We start from the raw sequence: 16,268 nt of genomic DNA, 5'->3' as shown, positions 1-16,268 counted from the left end.
CGGATCAGCCGTCGCTTCCCACCAGTTCCGCGATAGTGCGCACGCCATCGCGCGTCATCAGCGCCTTCAGCCCGGCATTGATGCGCCGCGCCAGCCAGGGGCCTTCATAGACCAGCGCGCTGTAGAGCTGCACCAGCGACGCGCCCGCCCGGATGCGCGCATAGGCCTGCTGCGGGGTTGCGATGCCACCCACCCCGATCAGCGGCATCCGCGTCCCCAGCAGTCGGCGGAAATCGCGCAGCCGCGCCAGCGACAGGTCCGTCAGCGGCGCGCCCGACAGGCCGCCGGCCTCCGCCGCATGGGCCGAACGCAGCGCCGGGCGGCTGATGGTGGTGTTGGACACGATCAGCGCGTCAACCCGATGGTCGATGCAGGCGGCGGCAATATCCTCCACATCGGCGGGGTCGAGGTCGGGCGCGACTTTGAGGAAGATGGGCGTCGGGTCCGCGCCGCGCGCCGCCATGACCGCGCCCAGCAGATCATCGAGCGCCGCCCGGCCCTGCAGCGCGCGCAGCCCGGGCGTGTTGGGCGAGGAGATGTTGACCGTCAGATAATCCGCCAGCGGCGCCATGCAGGTGACGCCGGTGACATAATCGGCGATGCCGCGCCCGGCGGCGGTCGCATCCTTGTTCGCGCCGATATTGATGCCGATCACCGGACCTTCGCCCTTGGGCCGGCGGTAGCGCGCGATCCGGTCGGCCGCCGCGCCCTGCCCGCCATTGTTGAAGCCGAAGCGGTTGATGACGGCGCGATCCTCGACGAGGCGGAACAGGCGGGGCTGCGGATTGCCCGGCTGCGCCAGCGGCGTCAGCGTGCCGAGTTCGGCGAAGCCAAAGCCCAGCCCGTGCATCTTGTGCGCGACTCGCCCATCCTTGTCATAGCCAGCCGCCAGTCCGACGGGATTGGGAAAATCGATCCCCGCGACGCGCGTGCACAGCATCGGGTCGGGCCGGATCGCCCGCGGGGTGGGCATCATCCGCAGCGCGGCGATCGAGAGATTATGCGCGCGTTCCGCGTCAAGGGCGAACAGCAGGGGGCAGATCAGGCGGTAGGACATGGCGCGCGCTATGCCAGCAGCGGCCCGTCGCGTCGAGTCACTGTGGCTCCTGCGCCACAGGCCCCCTAAAGCCACATATTATGACAGGAAACGTCATCAATGAGACCGTTTCGGACGGAAAAATGTCCGTTCCATCCAATAAACTTTCAATGATTCAGGCGTAAAGCCCTCCTGCGACCCGAAGGCTCCAAGGCCACTTGGCCGACGAGACCTTTTCCTGACCCGGTGGTGCGAACCACCGGGTCATTTTTTGCCTGAGATCGTTTGACTGTCAAAAATGCAACAAGGCGCGCCACGGCGCTTGCCTCTTGCGATGATTGGCGCATATTCGACGCCGGGGTGAAAAATATGGGGTTGCATCAAGTCGATAGCCGGGGGGGCGCTATCGCCCTGCCGGACGATGGGGGGCCGCTGTCCTACACGGTAGCGGCGGCGCAGGGGCCGGTACGGCTGCGCTATATCGCCCCGCCGGATCATCTGCGCGGCTATGTCGGCTCGCTCTACCTCTTTAGCGTGTCGGCCGATCATTACACCGACGTCACCCGCGCCGACTGTCCGCAACTGCGCATCATGCTGAGCGGAGCGGGCGATTATCATTTCCAGGACGGCGCGGTCGTGCCGACGCCGCAACTCTGCCTGCTTGGGCCCACATCGGGCGCTACGCGCTTTGCATTGAAAGGGCCGGCGCGCGTGCTGGGCGTCTCGCTTCTGCCGGCCGGATGGGTGTCGCTGCACGATCAGGATGCAAGCCAGCTGGCCGACCGGCTGCGCGACCTGACGGAGGATCGCGGCGGCGCCTTCGCGGCGTTGCGTGATCGACTGCATGCCATGGATGAAACCGACGCCAACGCGATGGCGGATCTCGTCTGGACTTTGCTCGGTCGCATCGTCCAGCCGCTGCGCAAGGCCAATTGGGACCTGCTCGCCGCGGTTGATGCCTGGCTGGTCGGGGAAGGATCGCCCCGCATCGAGGCGCTTTCCGAAGCCACTGGCCTGTCGCAGCGCCAGCTGGCGCGCCTGACCAACCGCTATTATGGCGCCCCGCCCAAGCTGCTGGCTCGCAAATATCGCGCGCTGCGCTGTTCCGCCCGGATCGCGCTGGACGGCGAGAGCTGGCAGCAATTGTGCGAGGAGGCGGGCTTTTACGACCAGTCGCACTTCATCCGCGAAATCAAGCATTTCATCGGGCTGACGCCTCACCAGTTGCAGGCCGAGCCGTCGGCCGTGGCGCAGCTGACCCTGCTGCGCCGGTCACTGGGCGGCGATGTCGCGGTGCTCAACCGCCTTTCATAAAAAGCCTTGATTCCCGCGGCGCGGGAGACCACATGCGCAATCGGATGGATTCGGTCCGATTTGAGAATGGTTCGCAATGCGATTGTCGAGTTTCGCTGATTATGCCGTGGTGCTGATGAGCGCCGCTGCGCGCCATTGCGGGGCGGTGCGGATGAACGCGACCACCCTGTCAGCCGAAACCGGCATACCGCTGCCCACCGCGCAGAAGCTGGTGAGCCGGCTGTCGGCCGCCGGACTGCTCGAATCGAGTCGCGGGACGGGCGGCGGGGTGCGCCTGTCGCGCCCGCCCGCCGCGATCACGCTGGCGGACGTGGTGGAAGCGGTCGAAGGGCCGATCGCCATGACCGCCTGCGCCGAAATGGGCGCGCATGACTGCAATCTGGAAACCGATTGCCGCATCCGCCCGCACATGAATGTGGCGAACACTGCGATCCGCGCGGCGCTGGCCAGCGTCACGATCGCGAGTTTGACTAGAGAGATGGCATGACCGACGACGTGACGACAGTTCGAAACCAGCAAGCGCTGGAGGCCGCGCAGCGCGCGTCGACCTATGAGCATGGCTGGTCGTCGGCGATCGAGCAGGATTTCGCGCCCAAGGGGCTGAACGAGGACACGGTCCGCTTCATTTCGGCCAAGAAGGGCGAGCCGCAATGGCTGCTCGACTGGCGGCTCAAGGCCTTTGCCCAGTGGCAGAAGATGGCCGCGCCGGACTGGGCCAAGCTGAACGTGCCGCCGATCGACTATCAGGACGCCTATTATTATGCCGAGCCCAAGAAGAAGGCGGAGCTGAACAGCCTGGACGAGGTCGATCCGGAAATCCTGGCCACCTACCAGAAGCTGGGCATCCCGATCGCCGAGCAGGAAATGCTCGCCGGGGTGAAGGGCAGTCGCAAGGTCGCGGTCGACGCCGTGTTCGATTCGGTGTCGGTCGCCACCACCTTCCGCAAGGAGCTGGAGGAGGCTGGCGTCATCTTCCGGTCGATCAGCGAGGCGGTGCGCGAATTTCCCGACCTGGTGAAGGCGTGGCTGGGCAAGGTCGTGCCGATGCACGACAATTATTTCGCGACATTGAATTGCGCGGTCTTTTCCGACGGCACCTTCGTCTACATTCCCAAGGGCGTGCGCTGCCCGATGGAGCTGTCGACCTATTTCCGCATCAATGCGGAAAATACCGGCCAGTTCGAGCGCACCCTGATCGTCGCGGACGAGGGCGCCTATGTTTCCTACCTGGAAGGCTGCACCGCGCCGATGCGCGACGAGAATCAGCTCCACGCCGCGGTGGTGGAACTGGTCGCGCTGGACGATGCCGAGATCAAATATTCGACCGTCCAGAACTGGTATCCGGGCGACGAGAATGGCAAGGGCGGCATCTATAATTTCGTGACGAAGCGGGCGCTGTGCCAGGGCCGCAACAGCAAGGTCAGCTGGACTCAGGTGGAGACCGGATCGGCCATCACCTGGAAATATCCAAGCTGCGTGTTGAATGGCGAGAACAGCGTCGGCGAATTCTATTCGGTCGCGCTGACCAACAATCTGCAACAGGCCGACACTGGCACCAAGATGATCCACAACGGCAAGGGGTCGCGTTCGACCATCGTGTCGAAAGGCATCTCGGCCGGCCGTTCCAACAACACCTATCGCGGTCTCGTCCGCGTCGCGGCGGGCGCGGAAGGCGTGCGCAACTTTACTCAGTGCGACAGCCTGCTGCTGGGGGACCAGTGCGGCGCCCACACCGTGCCCTATATCGAGGTGCGCAACCCGACCGCGCAGATCGAGCATGAGGCGACGACGTCGAAGATTTCTGACGACCAGCTTTTCTACGCGATGCAGCGCGGGCTGGACCAGGAAAGCGCGGTGTCGCTGATCGTCAACGGCTTCGCCAAGGAAGTGCTGCAGCAGCTGCCGATGGAATTTGCGGTCGAGGCGCAGAAGCTGCTCGGCATTTCACTGGAGGGGAGTGTGGGATGAGACAGCAGCGGTCTCGTATCGTGGAGGCCATGACCGAACTGGCTGAACGGCGGAATACCGGCGAACCTATCCATCTCATTCTTGCCGAGGTGGCCCTAGATCATGCCGTTTCGCTTGAGGAGTTGAGGGTTAGGGCAGAGCAGTCGTGGGGAGCGCCGCTCGAAACAGATCGAGAGCGCCATTCTGACTACTTCGCAGCTTTGGACAGGAAGCAGGAAGTTGTCGAAAAGATGGGTGAGTTGATGGATTCGGTATACCGGTTGAAAATCAACGTCACGAAGAAATTGGGTAAAAGGCTGGATCACGCTCAGGAATTTTCTTCTTGTTCTAAGCATTTTAATTTTGAGAACTCAAAAGATGAGAACGAGGCTCGGGAAGAATTTTTGCGCAGAGCCATTCGACTTGAAAATTCTGCAAAATAAGGACTGAGCTTTGAGCGACGAAGACGATATTCAGGATGCCCTTGCCGATTTTTCGGAGGATGTCGGCAATGGCCAGTCCTGGACGGCCGCCATCCGCATCCTGACCGAGGATTATGAGCTGGAAGAGGGCGAGCTTGAGGCGCGGGCGCGCAAGGATTTTGGCGACCTCGACGCTTATCAAGCGGAATGCCGCGCAGCGCTGGAGAAGGGCGACGCGGCCTTCACCGATCGCCTCAGGACCGACAAGGCTTTCCACAAGGCCAAGGCGCCCAACCTGGCCCGCATGGGACCGGTGACGGAGTTCGTGGCCGCCCTGCTGGAAAAGGGATCGCCCGAACCCGGCGCCGACTGGTGGCCCTATATGCCGATCAAGCGCCATATCGACACGCTGTTCCCCGCGCCGGGCGACGTGCGCGACATGGCCTTCTGGACCGCGCGGACGCTCCAGCGCGCGCCAAAGGACTAAAAAACACATGCTGACGATTGACAACCTCACCAACGAAATCGACGGCAAGGCGATCCTCAAGGGCCTGTCGCTGACCATCAACGCAGGCGAGATCCATGCGATCATGGGGCCGAATGGCGCGGGCAAGTCGACGCTGGCCTATACGCTGGGCGGGCGGCCGGGCTATGACGTGACGGGCGGCAGCGCAACGTTCGAGGGCGCCGACCTGCTCGACATGGAGCCGCATGAGCGGGCGGCCGCCGGCCTGTTCCTGGGCTTCCAATATCCGGTCGAGATCCCGGGCGTGTCCAACCTGCAGTTCCTGCGCGAGAGCCTGAACAGCCAGAAGCGGGCGCGCGGCGAGGCGGAGCTGAATGGCGGCGAGTTCATCCGCCTGGCCAAGGAGAAGGCCGGGCTGCTGGACCTGGACATGGACATGCTCAAGCGTCCGGTGAATGTCGGCTTTTCCGGCGGCGAGAAGAAGCGCGCCGAAATGGTGCAGATGGGCATTCTCGACCCGAGGCTGGCGATCCTGGACGAAACGGACAGCGGGCTCGACATCGACGCGCTCAAGATCGTGGGGTCGGGCATCAACGCGATCGTGCGCAAGCCCGACAAGGCGGTGCTGCTGATCACCCATTATCAGCGGCTGCTCGACTATGTGAAGCCGGACTTCGTCCATGTGCTGGCGGGCGGACGGATCGTGAAATCGGGCGGTCCGGAACTGGCGCTGGAACTGGAGCGCGAAGGCTATGGCGAGGTGCTGGCCGCGTGATGGCGAACGCGCTGACCCTTCCCACGCGCAAGGATGAAGCCTGGCGCTACAGCGACCTGAATGCGCTGGCCGCCATCTGGCCGATTCCCGCCGCGCGCCGGATCGTCGTGGCCGCCGGCGAGCGCGCGCATGACCATCTGCTGCAGGATGCCGCTGACGACGGAGCGGCGGTGCATGACTATGTCATCGACATCGCCGACGGCGCGCGATTCGATTTCCACCTGCTCAACATCGGCGGAAAGCTGGGCCGGGTGACGTTCGACGTGCGCCTGGGCCAGGGCAGCCATTTCGAACTGAGCGGCGCGATCATCGGCGGCGGCGACCAGACGCTGGAGATCGTGACCAAAGTCACGCATGCGCAGCCCGACGCGACCAGCGGGCAGACCGTCCGCTCGATCCTGGGCGGCCGCGCCACCGGCAGCTATCTGGGCAGCATCAATGTCGCGCGCGATGCGCAGCGGACCGACGCCTTCCAGTCGATCAAGGCGATGCTGCTGGACCGCACGGCGACGGCGAACGCGAAGCCGGAGCTGGAAATCTACGCCGACGACGTCAAATGCGCCCATGGCGCGACCGTCGGGGAACTTGACCGGCAGGCGCTGTTCTACATGGCGAGCCGCGGCATGGATCCGGCGACGGCCAAGACGCTGCTGCTCAAGGCGTTCGTCGCCGGCGTGTTCGACGATGTGAGCGACGAAGCGGTGAAGGACCGGCTGGAGGCAGCCGCGATCGCCAAGCTGGAGACGCTGGTATGACCGACGTGGCACAAGGGCTGCGCCTGCGGGACGATTTTCCCGGTGTAGGCGACTGGCACTATCTGGACAGCGCCGCCACCGCGCAGAAGCCGACGGCCGTGATCGACGCCATCGCCCGCGCCTATGGCCCCGATTATGCGACGGTGCATCGCGGCGTCTATGAGCGGTCGGCCAACATGACGCTGGCCTATGAAGCCGCGCGGCGAAAGGTGGCGCAGTTCATCGGCGCCGCGTCCGACAGCCAGGTCGTCTATGTGCGCGGCGCGACCGAAGGGATCAACCTGGTCGCGCACAGCTGGGCGGGCACGCAGCTGAAGGCGGGCGACCGCATCCTGCTTTCCATGCTGGAGCATCACAGCAATATCGTGCCGTGGCAGATCGTCGCCGAGCGCGTGGGCGCGGCGATCGACGTCGTGCCGCTGACGCAGGATGGCCGCATCGACCTGGACGCCATGGCGGCGATGATCACGCCGGCGCACAAGATGGTGGCGCTGGCCCATGTCTCCAACGTGCTGGGCAGCGTGCTCGATTGTCGCCGCGCCGCCGACATCGCCCATGGCGTTGGCGCGAAGATCCTGATCGACGGATGCCAGGCCGTGCCGCGCCTGGCGGTCGATGTGGCGGCGCTCGACTGCGACTTCTACGTCTTTTCGGCACACAAGCTCTACGGTCCCACCGGGATCGGCGTGCTGTGGGGGCGCCAGGCGTTGCTCGACGCCATGCCGCCTTATCAGGGCGGAGGATCGATGATCGACAAGGTGACGTTCGAACGGACGACCTATGCCCCGGCGCCGACCCGGTTCGAGGCGGGGACGCCGCACATCACGGGCGTGGTCGGCCTGTCCGCCGCCATCGATTATGTGCAGGCCATCGGGCTCGACGCGATCCACGCACATGAATGCACGCTGGTCGGCCAGGCGCGGGCGGCGCTGGAAGCGCTCAACAGCGTGCGCGTGTTCGGCCCGGAGGATTCGGCGGGGATACTCTCTTTCGAGGTCGAGGGGGTGCATCCGCACGACGTCGGCACCATATTGGACGAAGGCGGCGTCGCCATCCGCGCGGGCCATCATTGTGCCCAGCCGCTGATGCGCCATCTGGGCGTCGAGGCGACGGCGCGGGCCAGTTTCGGCCTGTACAGCGATGAAAGCGACGTGGACGCGCTGGTGCGCGGGATCGCACGGGTAAGGAAGATTTTCGGATGACCGACGAACGCAAGATCATGGTCGAGGAAGTGGACGCGGTGGACGCGCCGCCAAGGGCGCGTGTCGAGGCGGCGGAGCCGGCCCCGCGCCAGCGCGACTATCTGGACGGTTTCCTGACGCAGAAGCCCGCAGAACAGCCGGCAGGCGAGCCCGGCGGCGACCTGTACGAAGCGGTGATCGACGCGCTGAAGGATATTTACGACCCGGAAATCCCGGTCAATATCTACGACTTGGGCCTGATCTACGGCGTTGACATCCATGAAGGCCATGTCGCTGTCACCATGACGCTGACGACGCCGCACTGCCCGGTCGCCGAATCCATGCCGGGCGAAGTCGAACTGCGCGTGGGCGCGGTGCCGGGCGTGGGCGATGCCGACGTCAACCTGGTGTGGGATCCGCCTTGGGACCCGCAGAAGATGAGCGACGAGGCGAAGCTCGAACTGGGGATGCTGTGATGACGACGGAAGCCAAGACGCGCGCGCGCCCGGCCGCGGTGCTGCTGACGCCGAGCGCGGAAGCGCGGATCGCCGATCTGATGGCCCAGGCGCCTGACGGGACGATCGGCGTCAAGCTGTCGACGCCGCGCCGGGGCTGTTCGGGCCTGGCCTATTCGGTCGATTATGTGACGGAAGAGGCAAAGTTCGACGAGAAGATCGAGACGCCCGGCGGCACCTTCTATATCGACGGCGCGTCGGTCCTGTATCTGGTGGGATCGACGATGGACTGGGTGGAGGATGACTTCACCGCCGGCTTCGTCTTCAACAATCCCAATGCCAAGGGCAGCTGCGGCTGCGGCGAGAGCTTCACGGTCTGACGTCCGGCAGCGGTCGCTTCATGCCCCACATGCTCGTCATCGGCATGGGCTATACCGCGTTCCGGCTGGCCACGCGTCTGCGCGCGGACGGCTGGCGCGTCACCGGCGTGCGGCGCAGCGCCGATGCCGACACGCTCGCCTTTGACGATGACAGCGCCGTCGCCGCCGCCATCGGGCAGGCGAGCCATATCCTCTCGTCCGTACCGCCGGTTGGCGAGGCTGATCCCGTCCTGGCCCGCCATGGCGCAGCGATCGCCGCCGCGCCAGCGCGCTGGACGGGTTATTTCTCCTCCACTGGCGTCTATGGCGACAGCGGCGGGGCCTGGGTCGACGAAAGCGCGCCGCTGGGCCAGGGCCGCCGCACCGCGCGGGCGCAGGCGGACCGGGACTGGGGCGCGCTGCGCGGCGACATGCGCCGCTTTCGCCTGCCCGGCATCTACGGGCCTGGCCGCTCCGCGCTGGAGCGGGTGCGCGAAGGGCGCGCGCATCGCATCGACCTGCCTGACCAGATTTTCAGCCGCATCCATGTCGATGACATCGTGTCCGGCGTGATGGCGTCCTTCGATGGACCGCCGGGCATCTATAATCTGTCCGATGACCTGCCCTGCGCGCAGAACCGCGTGATCGAGGCCGCTTGCGACCTCATCGGCCGCCCCTGGCCGCCGCTCCAGTCGCTGGAGGCGGCGGGGTTGTCGCCGATGGCGCGCGGCTTCTATGCGGAAAATCGCAGGGTCGCCAATGGACGGGCCAAGCGGCTGCTGGGCTGGGCGCCGCGGTTTCCGACCTATGCCGAGGGGCTTCGCGCCTGCCTCTGAACAGGGTGTCGTGGTTTACGCCTTGTTAACCAGCCGACGCGACAAGAAGGCATCGCATCGGAAGGACAAGATCATGACTCGTTTCGACCAGGCCTTCGCCGCCCTTTCCGACCGGATGAGCATGCCGGCCGCACCGCGCCGCGCAGGCGGTCCGGCGCCATCACTGACCAGCCTGATCGAGCGGGTGAACGACGCCAAGCAGCGCTATCAGCCCGGCCCTCGCTAAGCCTTTTTGGCGCGCAGCGCGATCACCATGCCCGCCACCGCCAGCAGCGCGCCGGGCGCGGCGAAGCCGGTCCAGCGATAATTCTCCAGCAGGGTGGAGATGAGCATCGCGATCACCGGGATGAGCACGCTGGTATAGGCGGCCCGGCCAGCGCCGATGCGCTGGATCAGCCGGAAATAGAGCGGAAAGGTCACCACCGATCCGGCAATCCCCAGATAGGCGATGCCCGCCAGATAGCCCAGGCGCGGCTCGATGACTGGGGGTCCGGCGACGATCCAGGCGAAAGCGGCGTCCACGGCCGCGCCGATCAGCATCGCCCAGGCCAGCACCGCCACCATCGGCAGCCGCCGGGCGATCTCCATCCCCTGCATGACGTTGGCGGCCGACGCGCTCAGCAGCCCGGCGATCGAAAAGGCCGCGCCCAGCAGCACCTTGTCCGGCGCGACGTCGGCGGCGCGATATTCGTGCACCAGCATCATGACGATGCCGGCCATGGCGATCGCCGATCCGGCGATGAAGCCGCGCGTGACGGGCTGGCGAAAGGCGAGGAAGGCCAGCACCGAATTGGGGATCAGCAGCATCGCGTAGATGACCGCGACGACGCCCGATGTCAGATATTGTTCGGCGCGATAGACGAAGTTGAAGTTGAGCACGAATTGCGCGGTGCCGAGCAGGGCCGCGAAGAGGAGGCCCGCCCCGCCGATCCGCAGCGATACGCCGCGCATCCGGGCGAAGGCGGCCATGGCGACGCCGGCGAGGAGGAAGCGGTAGCAGACTGACCAGCTGGGCGGGACGCTGCCCAATTGGTCGCGGATGACGATCCAGGTCGAGCCCCAGATCAGCGTGACGAGCGCGAAGGGCAGGATGATCCCGCCCGCCTTGTCGCCCGAAGTCGCCCCCGCCCCTGCCCCTGCCCCTGCCCCTGCCTCAGTCATGGTCGAGCGCGGCGAGCGCCGCCGCCAGGGGCGCGACGCTGGCGGCGTCCTGCGACCAGTTGGTGACCAGCCGCGCGGCCCCTTCGCCCCAATCGTAGAAGTCAAAGCCCTGCGCGCGCAGGCGCGACGCTTCGCCCGCGTGCAGGCGCACGAACAGCTCATTGGCCTGCACCGGGTGCAGCAGCCGATCGCCAGCCCCTTGCGCAAGCGCCTGCGCCGCCGCGTTCGCCGCCTGCGCGTTGCGCAGCCACAATCCATCCTCGATCATCGCGAGGATCTGCGCGGCGAGATAACGCCCCTTGGAGAGGAGGTGGCCCGACCGCTTGCGCCAGCGTTGCGCCTGGGCCGCGCGGGCCTGCGCCTGAGGCCCGAAGAAGAGCAGCGCCTCGCCCACCATGCCGCCATTCTTGACGCAGCCGAAGGAGAGCGCCTCCACGCCCGCGCGCCAGGTGAGATCGGCCGGCGCGCAGCCCAGATACGCTACCGCATTGGCGAAGCGCGCGCCATCCATGTGGAAGCCAAGGCCATGTGACCTGGCGATGTCGCCAAGGGCGGCGACCTCATCAGGCGTGTAGACCAGACCATATTCGGTGGCGTTGGTGATGCTGATCGCGTGCGCCGGCACCTGATGCACGTCGGGGCGGATCGCCTTCAGCCGTTCGCGCACCATGTCGGGCGTCAGTTTCGCGCCGGCGCCCGGCAGCGGCATCAGCGTCGCGCCATGCGTGAAGAAGCCCGGCGCGCCACATTCGTCAACGACGATATGCGCCTCCTCATGGCAGAGGATGCCGCCATAGGGCGGGCAGAGGCAGGCGAGCGCGATGCTGTTCGCCGCCGTGCCGGTCGCGATCCACAGCGCCTTCACATCGGTGTCGAACAAGGCGGAAAAGGCGCCGTCCAGCCGCGCGCTCCAAGCGTCGCCGTCATAGCCATGATCGGCCTGATCGGCGGCGGCGATGGCGGCGAGAAGTTCGGGGCAGATCGGCGTGGCGTTGTCGGAAAAGAAATGCATCGCATCGCGATAGCGGGCCGGCCGCCGCGCGGGAAGAGGCCAGCGGCGCGGCGCTGGCTCTATTCGCCGTCGATAGGTCAGCATAGATGACCAATTGTTTCGCACCACGCTCTGTGACATAGGCGGCGCGTCCAATCCATGCACAAGGAGACTCACCCATGGACGTCGAGCAGAAGTCGCGCTTCACCGTCACCCGCAGCAGCCAGGCTGTGGCCGCGGACCAGCGCGCGATCCTTCTGGCCGACCCGGGGTTCGGACGTCTCTTCACCGATCATATGGTGACCATCCGCTATACCGAAAGCCAGGGCTGGCACAGCCATAGCGTGGGTCCGCGCGAAGCCTTCCAGCTCGATCCCGCCTGCGCCGTGCTTCACTATGCGCAGGAAATCTTCGAAGGGATGAAGGCCTATCGGCTGGCCGACGGCAGCGTCGCCATGTTCCGGCCGGAGGAAAATGCCCGCCGCTTCGCGGAATCGGCCGAGCGCATGGCGATGCCCCCGCTGCCCGAGGCGCTGTTCCTGGAAGCGGTCGAGAAACTGGTGAAGATTGACGCCGACTGGATCCCGCAGGGCGAAGGCAGCCTCTATCTGCGCCCCTTCATGTTCGCGAGCGAGACCTTCCTGGGCGTGCGTCCGTCCAACGAATATATTTTCTGCGTCATCGCCTCGCCTGCGGGCGCCTATTTCAAGGGCGGCAGCAAGGCCGTGACCCTGTGGGTGTCGGAACATTATACCCGCGCCGCGCGCGGCGGCACCGGCGCGGCGAAATGCGGCGGCAATTATGCGGCCAGCCTTGTTGCGCAGAAGGAAGCGATCGGCCATGGCTGCGACCAGGTGGTCTTCCTCGACGCCGCGGAAAACAAGTGGGTCGAGGAACTGGGCGGCATGAACGTCTTCTTCGTCATGGATGACGGGTCGATCGTCACGCCGCCGCTGGGCGGCACCATCCTGCCCGGCATCACGCGCAATTCGATCATCACCCTGGCCCGCGCCCAGGGGCATGTGGTGCGCGAGGAGCCCTATAGCTTCGCCCAGTGGCGCGCCGACGCCGCCAGCGGCGCGCTGCGCGAAGCCTTCGCCTGCGGCACAGCGGCGGTCGTCACGGCGATCGGCACGGTCAAGAGCAACGACGGCGATTTCACCATCGGCAATGGCGATGGCGGCATGGTCACCGAAAAGCTGCGGGCGGAGCTGACCGGCATCCAGCGCGGCACCGTGGCCGATCCGGCGAATTGGGTGCGCATCCTCTGATCCTTCGCGCCGGTGCGCGGAGAGCGCTTTCCATTCGAACGGGCAGCGCCTAGATGAAGGGCATGGAACGCTTCGACGTCGTCATCCTGGGCGGAGGTCTTGTCGGCCTCACCCTGGGCATCGCCCTATCCGCGCATGGCGTGAAGACCGCCGTCATCGATCCGGCCGAACCGGCGGACGTGACCGCCGCCGGCTTCGATGGCCGCGTCTCGGCAATCAGCTCCACCAGCCATGCCATGCTGCAGGCGATCGGCGTGAGCGCGCATCTGGAGGGCAAGGGTTGCCCCATCGATCGCATCTGGGTCAGTGACGGGCTGGAGCCGGGCGCTCTCGATTTCGTGCCGGACGCCGATGATGGCGTCATGGGCACGATGTTCCCCAATCGCGACCTGCGCCTCGCGCTGGCGCAGACCGCGGCGCAGGCGGACAATCTGACGCGTTTCCAGCCCGATCGGGCCGTGCGGGTCGATCGCGATGCCGATGCGGTGACGCTGACGCTGGAAAGCGGCGCCACGATCCAGGGCGCGTTGCTGGTCGCGGCGGAGGGGCGCAACAGCCCTACGCGGGAAGCGGCGGGCATTCGCACGACGCGCTGGCAATATAGCCATACCGCCATGGTCACCGCGATCGACCATGACGTGCCGCACGCCAATACCGCCTATGAGATTTTCTATGTCGGCGGCCCCTTCGCCTTGCTGCCGATGCTGCCGGGCACGCGGTCGGCTGTCGTGTGGACGGTGCCGACCGAACAAGCGCCGGCGATGCTCAAATTGTCCGAACGCGCCTGGCTGGCCGAAGCGCAGAAGCGGATCGGCGGCTTTCTTGGCGAGATCCGGCTGGCCGGGCCGCGATCATCCTATCCCCTGGGCTTTCACCATGCCGCGCGCATCACCGAAACGCGGCTGGCGCTGGTGGGCGACAGCGCCCATGCGATCCACCCGATCGCCGGGCAGGGGCTGAACCTGGGCTTCCGCGACGTCGCCGCGCTGGTCGAGGTGCTGGTGGAGGGAATGCGCCTGGGGCTCGACCCCGGCGATCCGCAACTGCTCGCGCGCTATCAGCGCTGGCGCGGGCTCGACGCGCTCATGACCAGCGTCGCCATGGACGGCCTGGTGCGCCTGTTCGACGTGCCGGGCAAGCTGCCCTCGCTGGTGCGTCGCGCCGGCCTGGCCGCGGTGCAGCGCACGCCGATCCTCAAGGGCCGCTTCATGGCGGAAGCGCGCGGCCAATCAGGCGCGCTGCCGCGCCTGCTGGCGGGCGAGCGAGTCTGAGGGCGCAGTCCAGCGGTCGCCACCGACAGTATGCAAGAAGCCGGACATGCTGATGTCCGGCCTTCGCCGCAGTCAGCCCGCCTGGCGATTGGCGACCAGATTATCCACAACCGCAGGGTCCGCGAGGGTGCTGGTGTCGCCCAGCGCCTGGGCCGACACCTCCCCTTCGGCGATCTTGCGCAGGATGCGGCGCATGATCTTGCCCGATCGCGTCTTGGGCAGGCCGGGGGCGAACTGGATGGCGTCGGGCGTGGCGATCGGGCCGATTTCCCGCCGGACCCAGGCGGCCAGGGTGTTGCGCAGTGCATCGCTCGGCTCCTCGCCGCTGTTCAGCGTCACATAGGCGTAGATGCCCTGGCCCTTGATGTCGTGGGGGAAGCCGACTACCGCCGCTTCGGCGACGCTTTCGTGCAGCACCAGCGCGCTTTCGACCTCGGCCGTGCCCATGCGGTGGCCTGACACGTTGATGACGTCGTCGACCCGGCCGGTGATCCAGTAATAGCCATCGGCATCGCGACGAGCGCCGTCGCCGGTAGTATATTTGCCGGGAAAGGTCGTGAAATAGGTCTGGAAGAAGCGGTCATGATCGCCCCAGACCGTGCGCATCTGCCCGGGCCAGCTTTGCGCGATGACGAGATTGCCCTCGGCCGCGCCCTCCAGCACCGCGCCTTCGGCATCGACGATCTGCGGCACGACGCCGGGCATGGGGAAGGTCGCCGATCCGGGCTTGAGGTCGGTTGCGCCGGGCATCGGCGCGATCATCGCGCCGCCCGTCTCCGTCTGCCACCAGGTGTCGATGATCGGGCAGCGCCCCTCGCCGACGACCTGGTGATACCAGCGCCAGGCCTCGGGATTGATCGGCTCGCCCACCGTGCCGAGCAGGCGCAGCGAGGCGCGGCTGGTCGCCTTCACATGCGCGTCGCCCTCCTTCATCAGCGCGCGCAGCGCGGTGGGCGCGGTGAACAGGGTCTGGACCTGATGCCGGTCGACCACCTGCCAGATGCGCGCGGGCGTCGGATGATTGGGCACCCCTTCATACATCAGCGTCGTCGCGCCATTGGCGAGCGGGCCATAGACGATATAGCTGTGCCCCGTGACCCAGCCGATGTCGGCGGCGCACCAGTAGATGTCGCCGGGCCGGTAATCGAAGCAGAGTTCGTGCGTCAGGCTTGCCCACAGGAGATAGCCGCCGGTGGTGTGCAGGACGCCCTTGGGCTTGCCGGTGGAGCCCGACGTGTAGAGGATGAACAGCGGGTCTTCTGCGCGCATCGGCTCGGGCGGGCAGTCGGCCGCGACCTTCTCGGCTTCCTCATGCAGCCACAGGTCGCGGCCCGGCGCCATGGCGACGTCGCCGCCGGTCGCCTGGACGACGATGACGCGCTTGACCGAAGGACAGTCCTTGAGCGCGGCGTCGACATTGGCCTTGAGCGGCACCGTCTTGCCCGCGCGGCAGCCTTCGTCGGCGGTGATGACGAAGCGGGAATCGCAGTCCTGGATGCGGCCGCACAGCGCTTCGGGCGAAAAGCCGCCGAAGACGACCGAATGGATCGCGCCGATGCGCGCGCAGGCGAGCAGCGCGAAGGCGGCCTCCGGGATCATCGGCAGATAGATGGTGACGCGGTCGCCCTTTTTGACGCCCGCGGTCTTGAGCACATTGGCGAGGCGGCAGACCTGCGCATGCAGATCCTTATAGCTGTAGCGGCGCGGCGAGGCGTCGGGGGAATCGGGTTCCCAGATGATCGCCGTCTGATCGCCCCGCTCGGCCAGATGCCGGTCCATGCAATTGACGCTGACGTTGAGCACGCCGTCCGCGAACCAGGAGATGCCGAAGTCCGATTCGGCGAAGCTGCTGTCATTGCTGCGGGTCGGCGGCGTGATCCAATCGAGCCGCTGGGCGCGCTCCATCCAATAGTCATGGCTGTCGGCGATCGACCGGGCATAGTCCGCCTCCCGCGCGGCCCGGTCCATCAGCGCGCCCTGCGCCCAGTCCTGGGGCACGGGGAAGAAATCTTCAGACATCGGGCATCC

Annotated in this window: 18 protein-coding genes; 14 read left to right on the top strand and 4 right to left on the bottom strand. The window is 66.4% G+C overall.

From position 1 onward, the window contains the following. Positions 1-4 precede the first annotated feature (4 nt). Positions 5-1,057 (bottom strand): quinone-dependent dihydroorotate dehydrogenase, encoded by a 1,053-nt coding sequence (locus ACGGKE_RS11710; RefSeq protein WP_394438052.1) that lies wholly within the window; start codon positions 1,055-1,057, stop codon positions 5-7. A 348-nt stretch (positions 1,058-1,405) separates the two neighbouring features. Between ACGGKE_RS11710 and ACGGKE_RS11705 the strand changes: the two genes are divergently transcribed. From ACGGKE_RS11705 to ACGGKE_RS11650, 12 genes are all read left to right on the top strand, one after another. Then, entirely contained in the window at positions 1,406-2,350 is a 945-nt protein-coding gene (locus tag ACGGKE_RS11705) for a helix-turn-helix domain-containing protein (RefSeq protein ID WP_394438050.1), read from the top strand. 76 nt (positions 2,351-2,426) lie between these two features. After that, positions 2,427-2,837 (top strand): Rrf2 family transcriptional regulator, encoded by a 411-nt coding sequence (locus tag ACGGKE_RS11700; RefSeq protein WP_228167148.1) that lies wholly within the window; start codon positions 2,427-2,429, stop codon positions 2,835-2,837. Continuing rightward, positions 2,834-4,318, top strand: a complete 1,485-nt coding sequence (sufB, locus tag ACGGKE_RS11695) for a Fe-S cluster assembly protein SufB (protein WP_394438047.1) — start codon at positions 2,834-2,836, stop codon at positions 4,316-4,318. Before ACGGKE_RS11700 ends, sufB begins: the two co-directional genes overlap by 4 nt. 29 nt (positions 4,319-4,347) lie before the next feature. After that, on the top strand, positions 4,348-4,740 hold the full coding sequence (locus ACGGKE_RS11690; protein ID WP_394438044.1) for a hypothetical protein: 393 nt from the start codon (positions 4,348-4,350) through the stop codon (positions 4,738-4,740). Positions 4,741-4,750: 10 nt separating this feature from the next. After that, positions 4,751-5,206: a hypothetical protein gene (locus ACGGKE_RS11685; protein WP_394438042.1), complete on the top strand. Its 456-nt coding sequence runs from the start codon at positions 4,751-4,753 to the stop codon at positions 5,204-5,206. Between the two features lie 7 nt (positions 5,207-5,213). After that, a complete protein-coding gene (sufC, locus tag ACGGKE_RS11680) occupies positions 5,214-5,960 on the top strand; it encodes a Fe-S cluster assembly ATPase SufC (RefSeq protein WP_394438040.1) in 747 nt (248 codons plus the stop codon). After that, on the top strand, positions 5,960-6,715 hold the full coding sequence (locus tag ACGGKE_RS11675; protein ID WP_394438038.1) for a SufD family Fe-S cluster assembly protein: 756 nt from the start codon (positions 5,960-5,962) through the stop codon (positions 6,713-6,715). Before sufC ends, ACGGKE_RS11675 begins: the two co-directional genes overlap by 1 nt. Continuing rightward, positions 6,712-7,917 (top strand): cysteine desulfurase, encoded by a 1,206-nt coding sequence (locus ACGGKE_RS11670; RefSeq protein WP_394438036.1) that lies wholly within the window; start codon positions 6,712-6,714, stop codon positions 7,915-7,917. The genes ACGGKE_RS11675 and ACGGKE_RS11670 overlap by 4 nt, the downstream gene beginning before the upstream one ends. Continuing rightward, positions 7,914-8,372 (top strand): SUF system Fe-S cluster assembly protein, encoded by a 459-nt coding sequence (locus tag ACGGKE_RS11665; protein ID WP_394438034.1) that lies wholly within the window; start codon positions 7,914-7,916, stop codon positions 8,370-8,372. The genes ACGGKE_RS11670 and ACGGKE_RS11665 overlap by 4 nt, the downstream gene beginning before the upstream one ends. Then, on the top strand, positions 8,372-8,731 hold the full coding sequence (locus ACGGKE_RS11660; protein ID WP_394438031.1) for a HesB/IscA family protein: 360 nt from the start codon (positions 8,372-8,374) through the stop codon (positions 8,729-8,731). The genes ACGGKE_RS11665 and ACGGKE_RS11660 overlap by 1 nt, the downstream gene beginning before the upstream one ends. A gap of 20 nt (positions 8,732-8,751) precedes the next feature. Next, positions 8,752-9,546, top strand: coding sequence for an SDR family NAD(P)-dependent oxidoreductase (locus tag ACGGKE_RS11655; RefSeq protein WP_394438029.1), 795 nt, complete (start codon positions 8,752-8,754; stop codon positions 9,544-9,546). Positions 9,547-9,619: 73 nt separating this feature from the next. Next, a complete protein-coding gene (locus ACGGKE_RS11650) occupies positions 9,620-9,772 on the top strand; it encodes a hypothetical protein (protein ID WP_394438026.1) in 153 nt (50 codons plus the stop codon). Here the strand turns inward: ACGGKE_RS11650 and ACGGKE_RS11645 are convergent. Further along, entirely contained in the window at positions 9,769-10,707 is a 939-nt protein-coding gene (locus ACGGKE_RS11645) for a DMT family transporter (protein ID WP_394438024.1), read from the bottom strand. The genes ACGGKE_RS11650 and ACGGKE_RS11645 overlap by 4 nt on opposite strands. Continuing rightward, a complete protein-coding gene (locus tag ACGGKE_RS11640; RefSeq protein ID WP_394438022.1) occupies positions 10,700-11,719 on the bottom strand; it encodes a threonine aldolase family protein in 1,020 nt (339 codons plus the stop codon). Before ACGGKE_RS11640 ends, ACGGKE_RS11645 begins: the two co-directional genes overlap by 8 nt. A gap of 158 nt (positions 11,720-11,877) precedes the next feature. Here ACGGKE_RS11640 and ACGGKE_RS11635 point away from each other — a divergent pair, with 158 nt between their 5' ends. Next, the gene (locus ACGGKE_RS11635; protein WP_394438020.1) at positions 11,878-12,969 is read left to right on the top strand and encodes a branched-chain amino acid aminotransferase; all 1,092 of its coding nucleotides are present in this window, start codon (positions 11,878-11,880) and stop codon (positions 12,967-12,969) included. Positions 12,970-13,031: 62 nt separating this feature from the next. Further along, complete coding sequence (locus ACGGKE_RS11630; protein WP_394438018.1) at positions 13,032-14,240, top strand: FAD-dependent monooxygenase; 1,209 nt, start codon at positions 13,032-13,034, stop codon at positions 14,238-14,240. A 72-nt stretch (positions 14,241-14,312) separates the two neighbouring features. Here ACGGKE_RS11630 and acs read toward each other — a convergent pair whose 3' ends face one another. Next, positions 14,313-16,259: an acetate--CoA ligase gene (gene acs, locus ACGGKE_RS11625; protein WP_394438016.1), complete on the bottom strand. Its 1,947-nt coding sequence runs from the start codon at positions 16,257-16,259 to the stop codon at positions 14,313-14,315. Positions 16,260-16,268 lie beyond the last annotated feature (9 nt).

It is taken from the genome of Sphingobium naphthae, assembly GCF_043589935.1.
GTDB lineage: Bacteria > Pseudomonadota > Alphaproteobacteria > Sphingomonadales > Sphingomonadaceae > Sphingobium > Sphingobium naphthae_A.
This window is presented reverse-complemented; position numbering and strand designations above follow the sequence as displayed.

Excerpts from the sequence above, each read along its gene's own strand:
- ACGGKE_RS11710 (WP_394438052.1), bottom strand. The coding sequence starts at position 1,057 with ATGTCCTACCGCCTGATCTGCCCCCTGCTGTTCGCCCTTGACGCGGAA.
- ACGGKE_RS11705 (WP_394438050.1), top strand. The coding sequence starts at position 1,406 with ATGGGGTTGCATCAAGTCGATAGCCGGGGGGGCGCTATCGCCCTGCCG.
- ACGGKE_RS11700 (WP_228167148.1), top strand. The coding sequence starts at position 2,427 with ATGCGATTGTCGAGTTTCGCTGATTATGCCGTGGTGCTGATGAGCGCC.
- sufB (WP_394438047.1), top strand. The coding sequence starts at position 2,834 with ATGACCGACGACGTGACGACAGTTCGAAACCAGCAAGCGCTGGAGGCC.
- ACGGKE_RS11690 (WP_394438044.1), top strand. The coding sequence starts at position 4,348 with ATGACCGAACTGGCTGAACGGCGGAATACCGGCGAACCTATCCATCTC.
- sufC (WP_394438040.1), top strand. The coding sequence starts at position 5,214 with ATGCTGACGATTGACAACCTCACCAACGAAATCGACGGCAAGGCGATC.
- ACGGKE_RS11675 (WP_394438038.1), top strand. The coding sequence starts at position 5,960 with ATGGCGAACGCGCTGACCCTTCCCACGCGCAAGGATGAAGCCTGGCGC.
- ACGGKE_RS11670 (WP_394438036.1), top strand. The coding sequence starts at position 6,712 with ATGACCGACGTGGCACAAGGGCTGCGCCTGCGGGACGATTTTCCCGGT.
- ACGGKE_RS11665 (WP_394438034.1), top strand. The coding sequence starts at position 7,914 with ATGACCGACGAACGCAAGATCATGGTCGAGGAAGTGGACGCGGTGGAC.
- ACGGKE_RS11660 (WP_394438031.1), top strand. The coding sequence starts at position 8,372 with ATGACGACGGAAGCCAAGACGCGCGCGCGCCCGGCCGCGGTGCTGCTG.
- ACGGKE_RS11655 (WP_394438029.1), top strand. The coding sequence starts at position 8,752 with ATGCCCCACATGCTCGTCATCGGCATGGGCTATACCGCGTTCCGGCTG.
- ACGGKE_RS11650 (WP_394438026.1), top strand. The coding sequence starts at position 9,620 with ATGACTCGTTTCGACCAGGCCTTCGCCGCCCTTTCCGACCGGATGAGC.
- ACGGKE_RS11645 (WP_394438024.1), bottom strand. The coding sequence starts at position 10,707 with ATGACTGAGGCAGGGGCAGGGGCAGGGGCAGGGGCGGGGGCGACTTCG.
- ACGGKE_RS11640 (WP_394438022.1), bottom strand. The coding sequence starts at position 11,719 with ATGCATTTCTTTTCCGACAACGCCACGCCGATCTGCCCCGAACTTCTC.
- ACGGKE_RS11635 (WP_394438020.1), top strand. The coding sequence starts at position 11,878 with ATGGACGTCGAGCAGAAGTCGCGCTTCACCGTCACCCGCAGCAGCCAG.
- ACGGKE_RS11630 (WP_394438018.1), top strand. The coding sequence starts at position 13,032 with ATGGAACGCTTCGACGTCGTCATCCTGGGCGGAGGTCTTGTCGGCCTC.
- acs (WP_394438016.1), bottom strand. The coding sequence starts at position 16,259 with ATGTCTGAAGATTTCTTCCCCGTGCCCCAGGACTGGGCGCAGGGCGCG.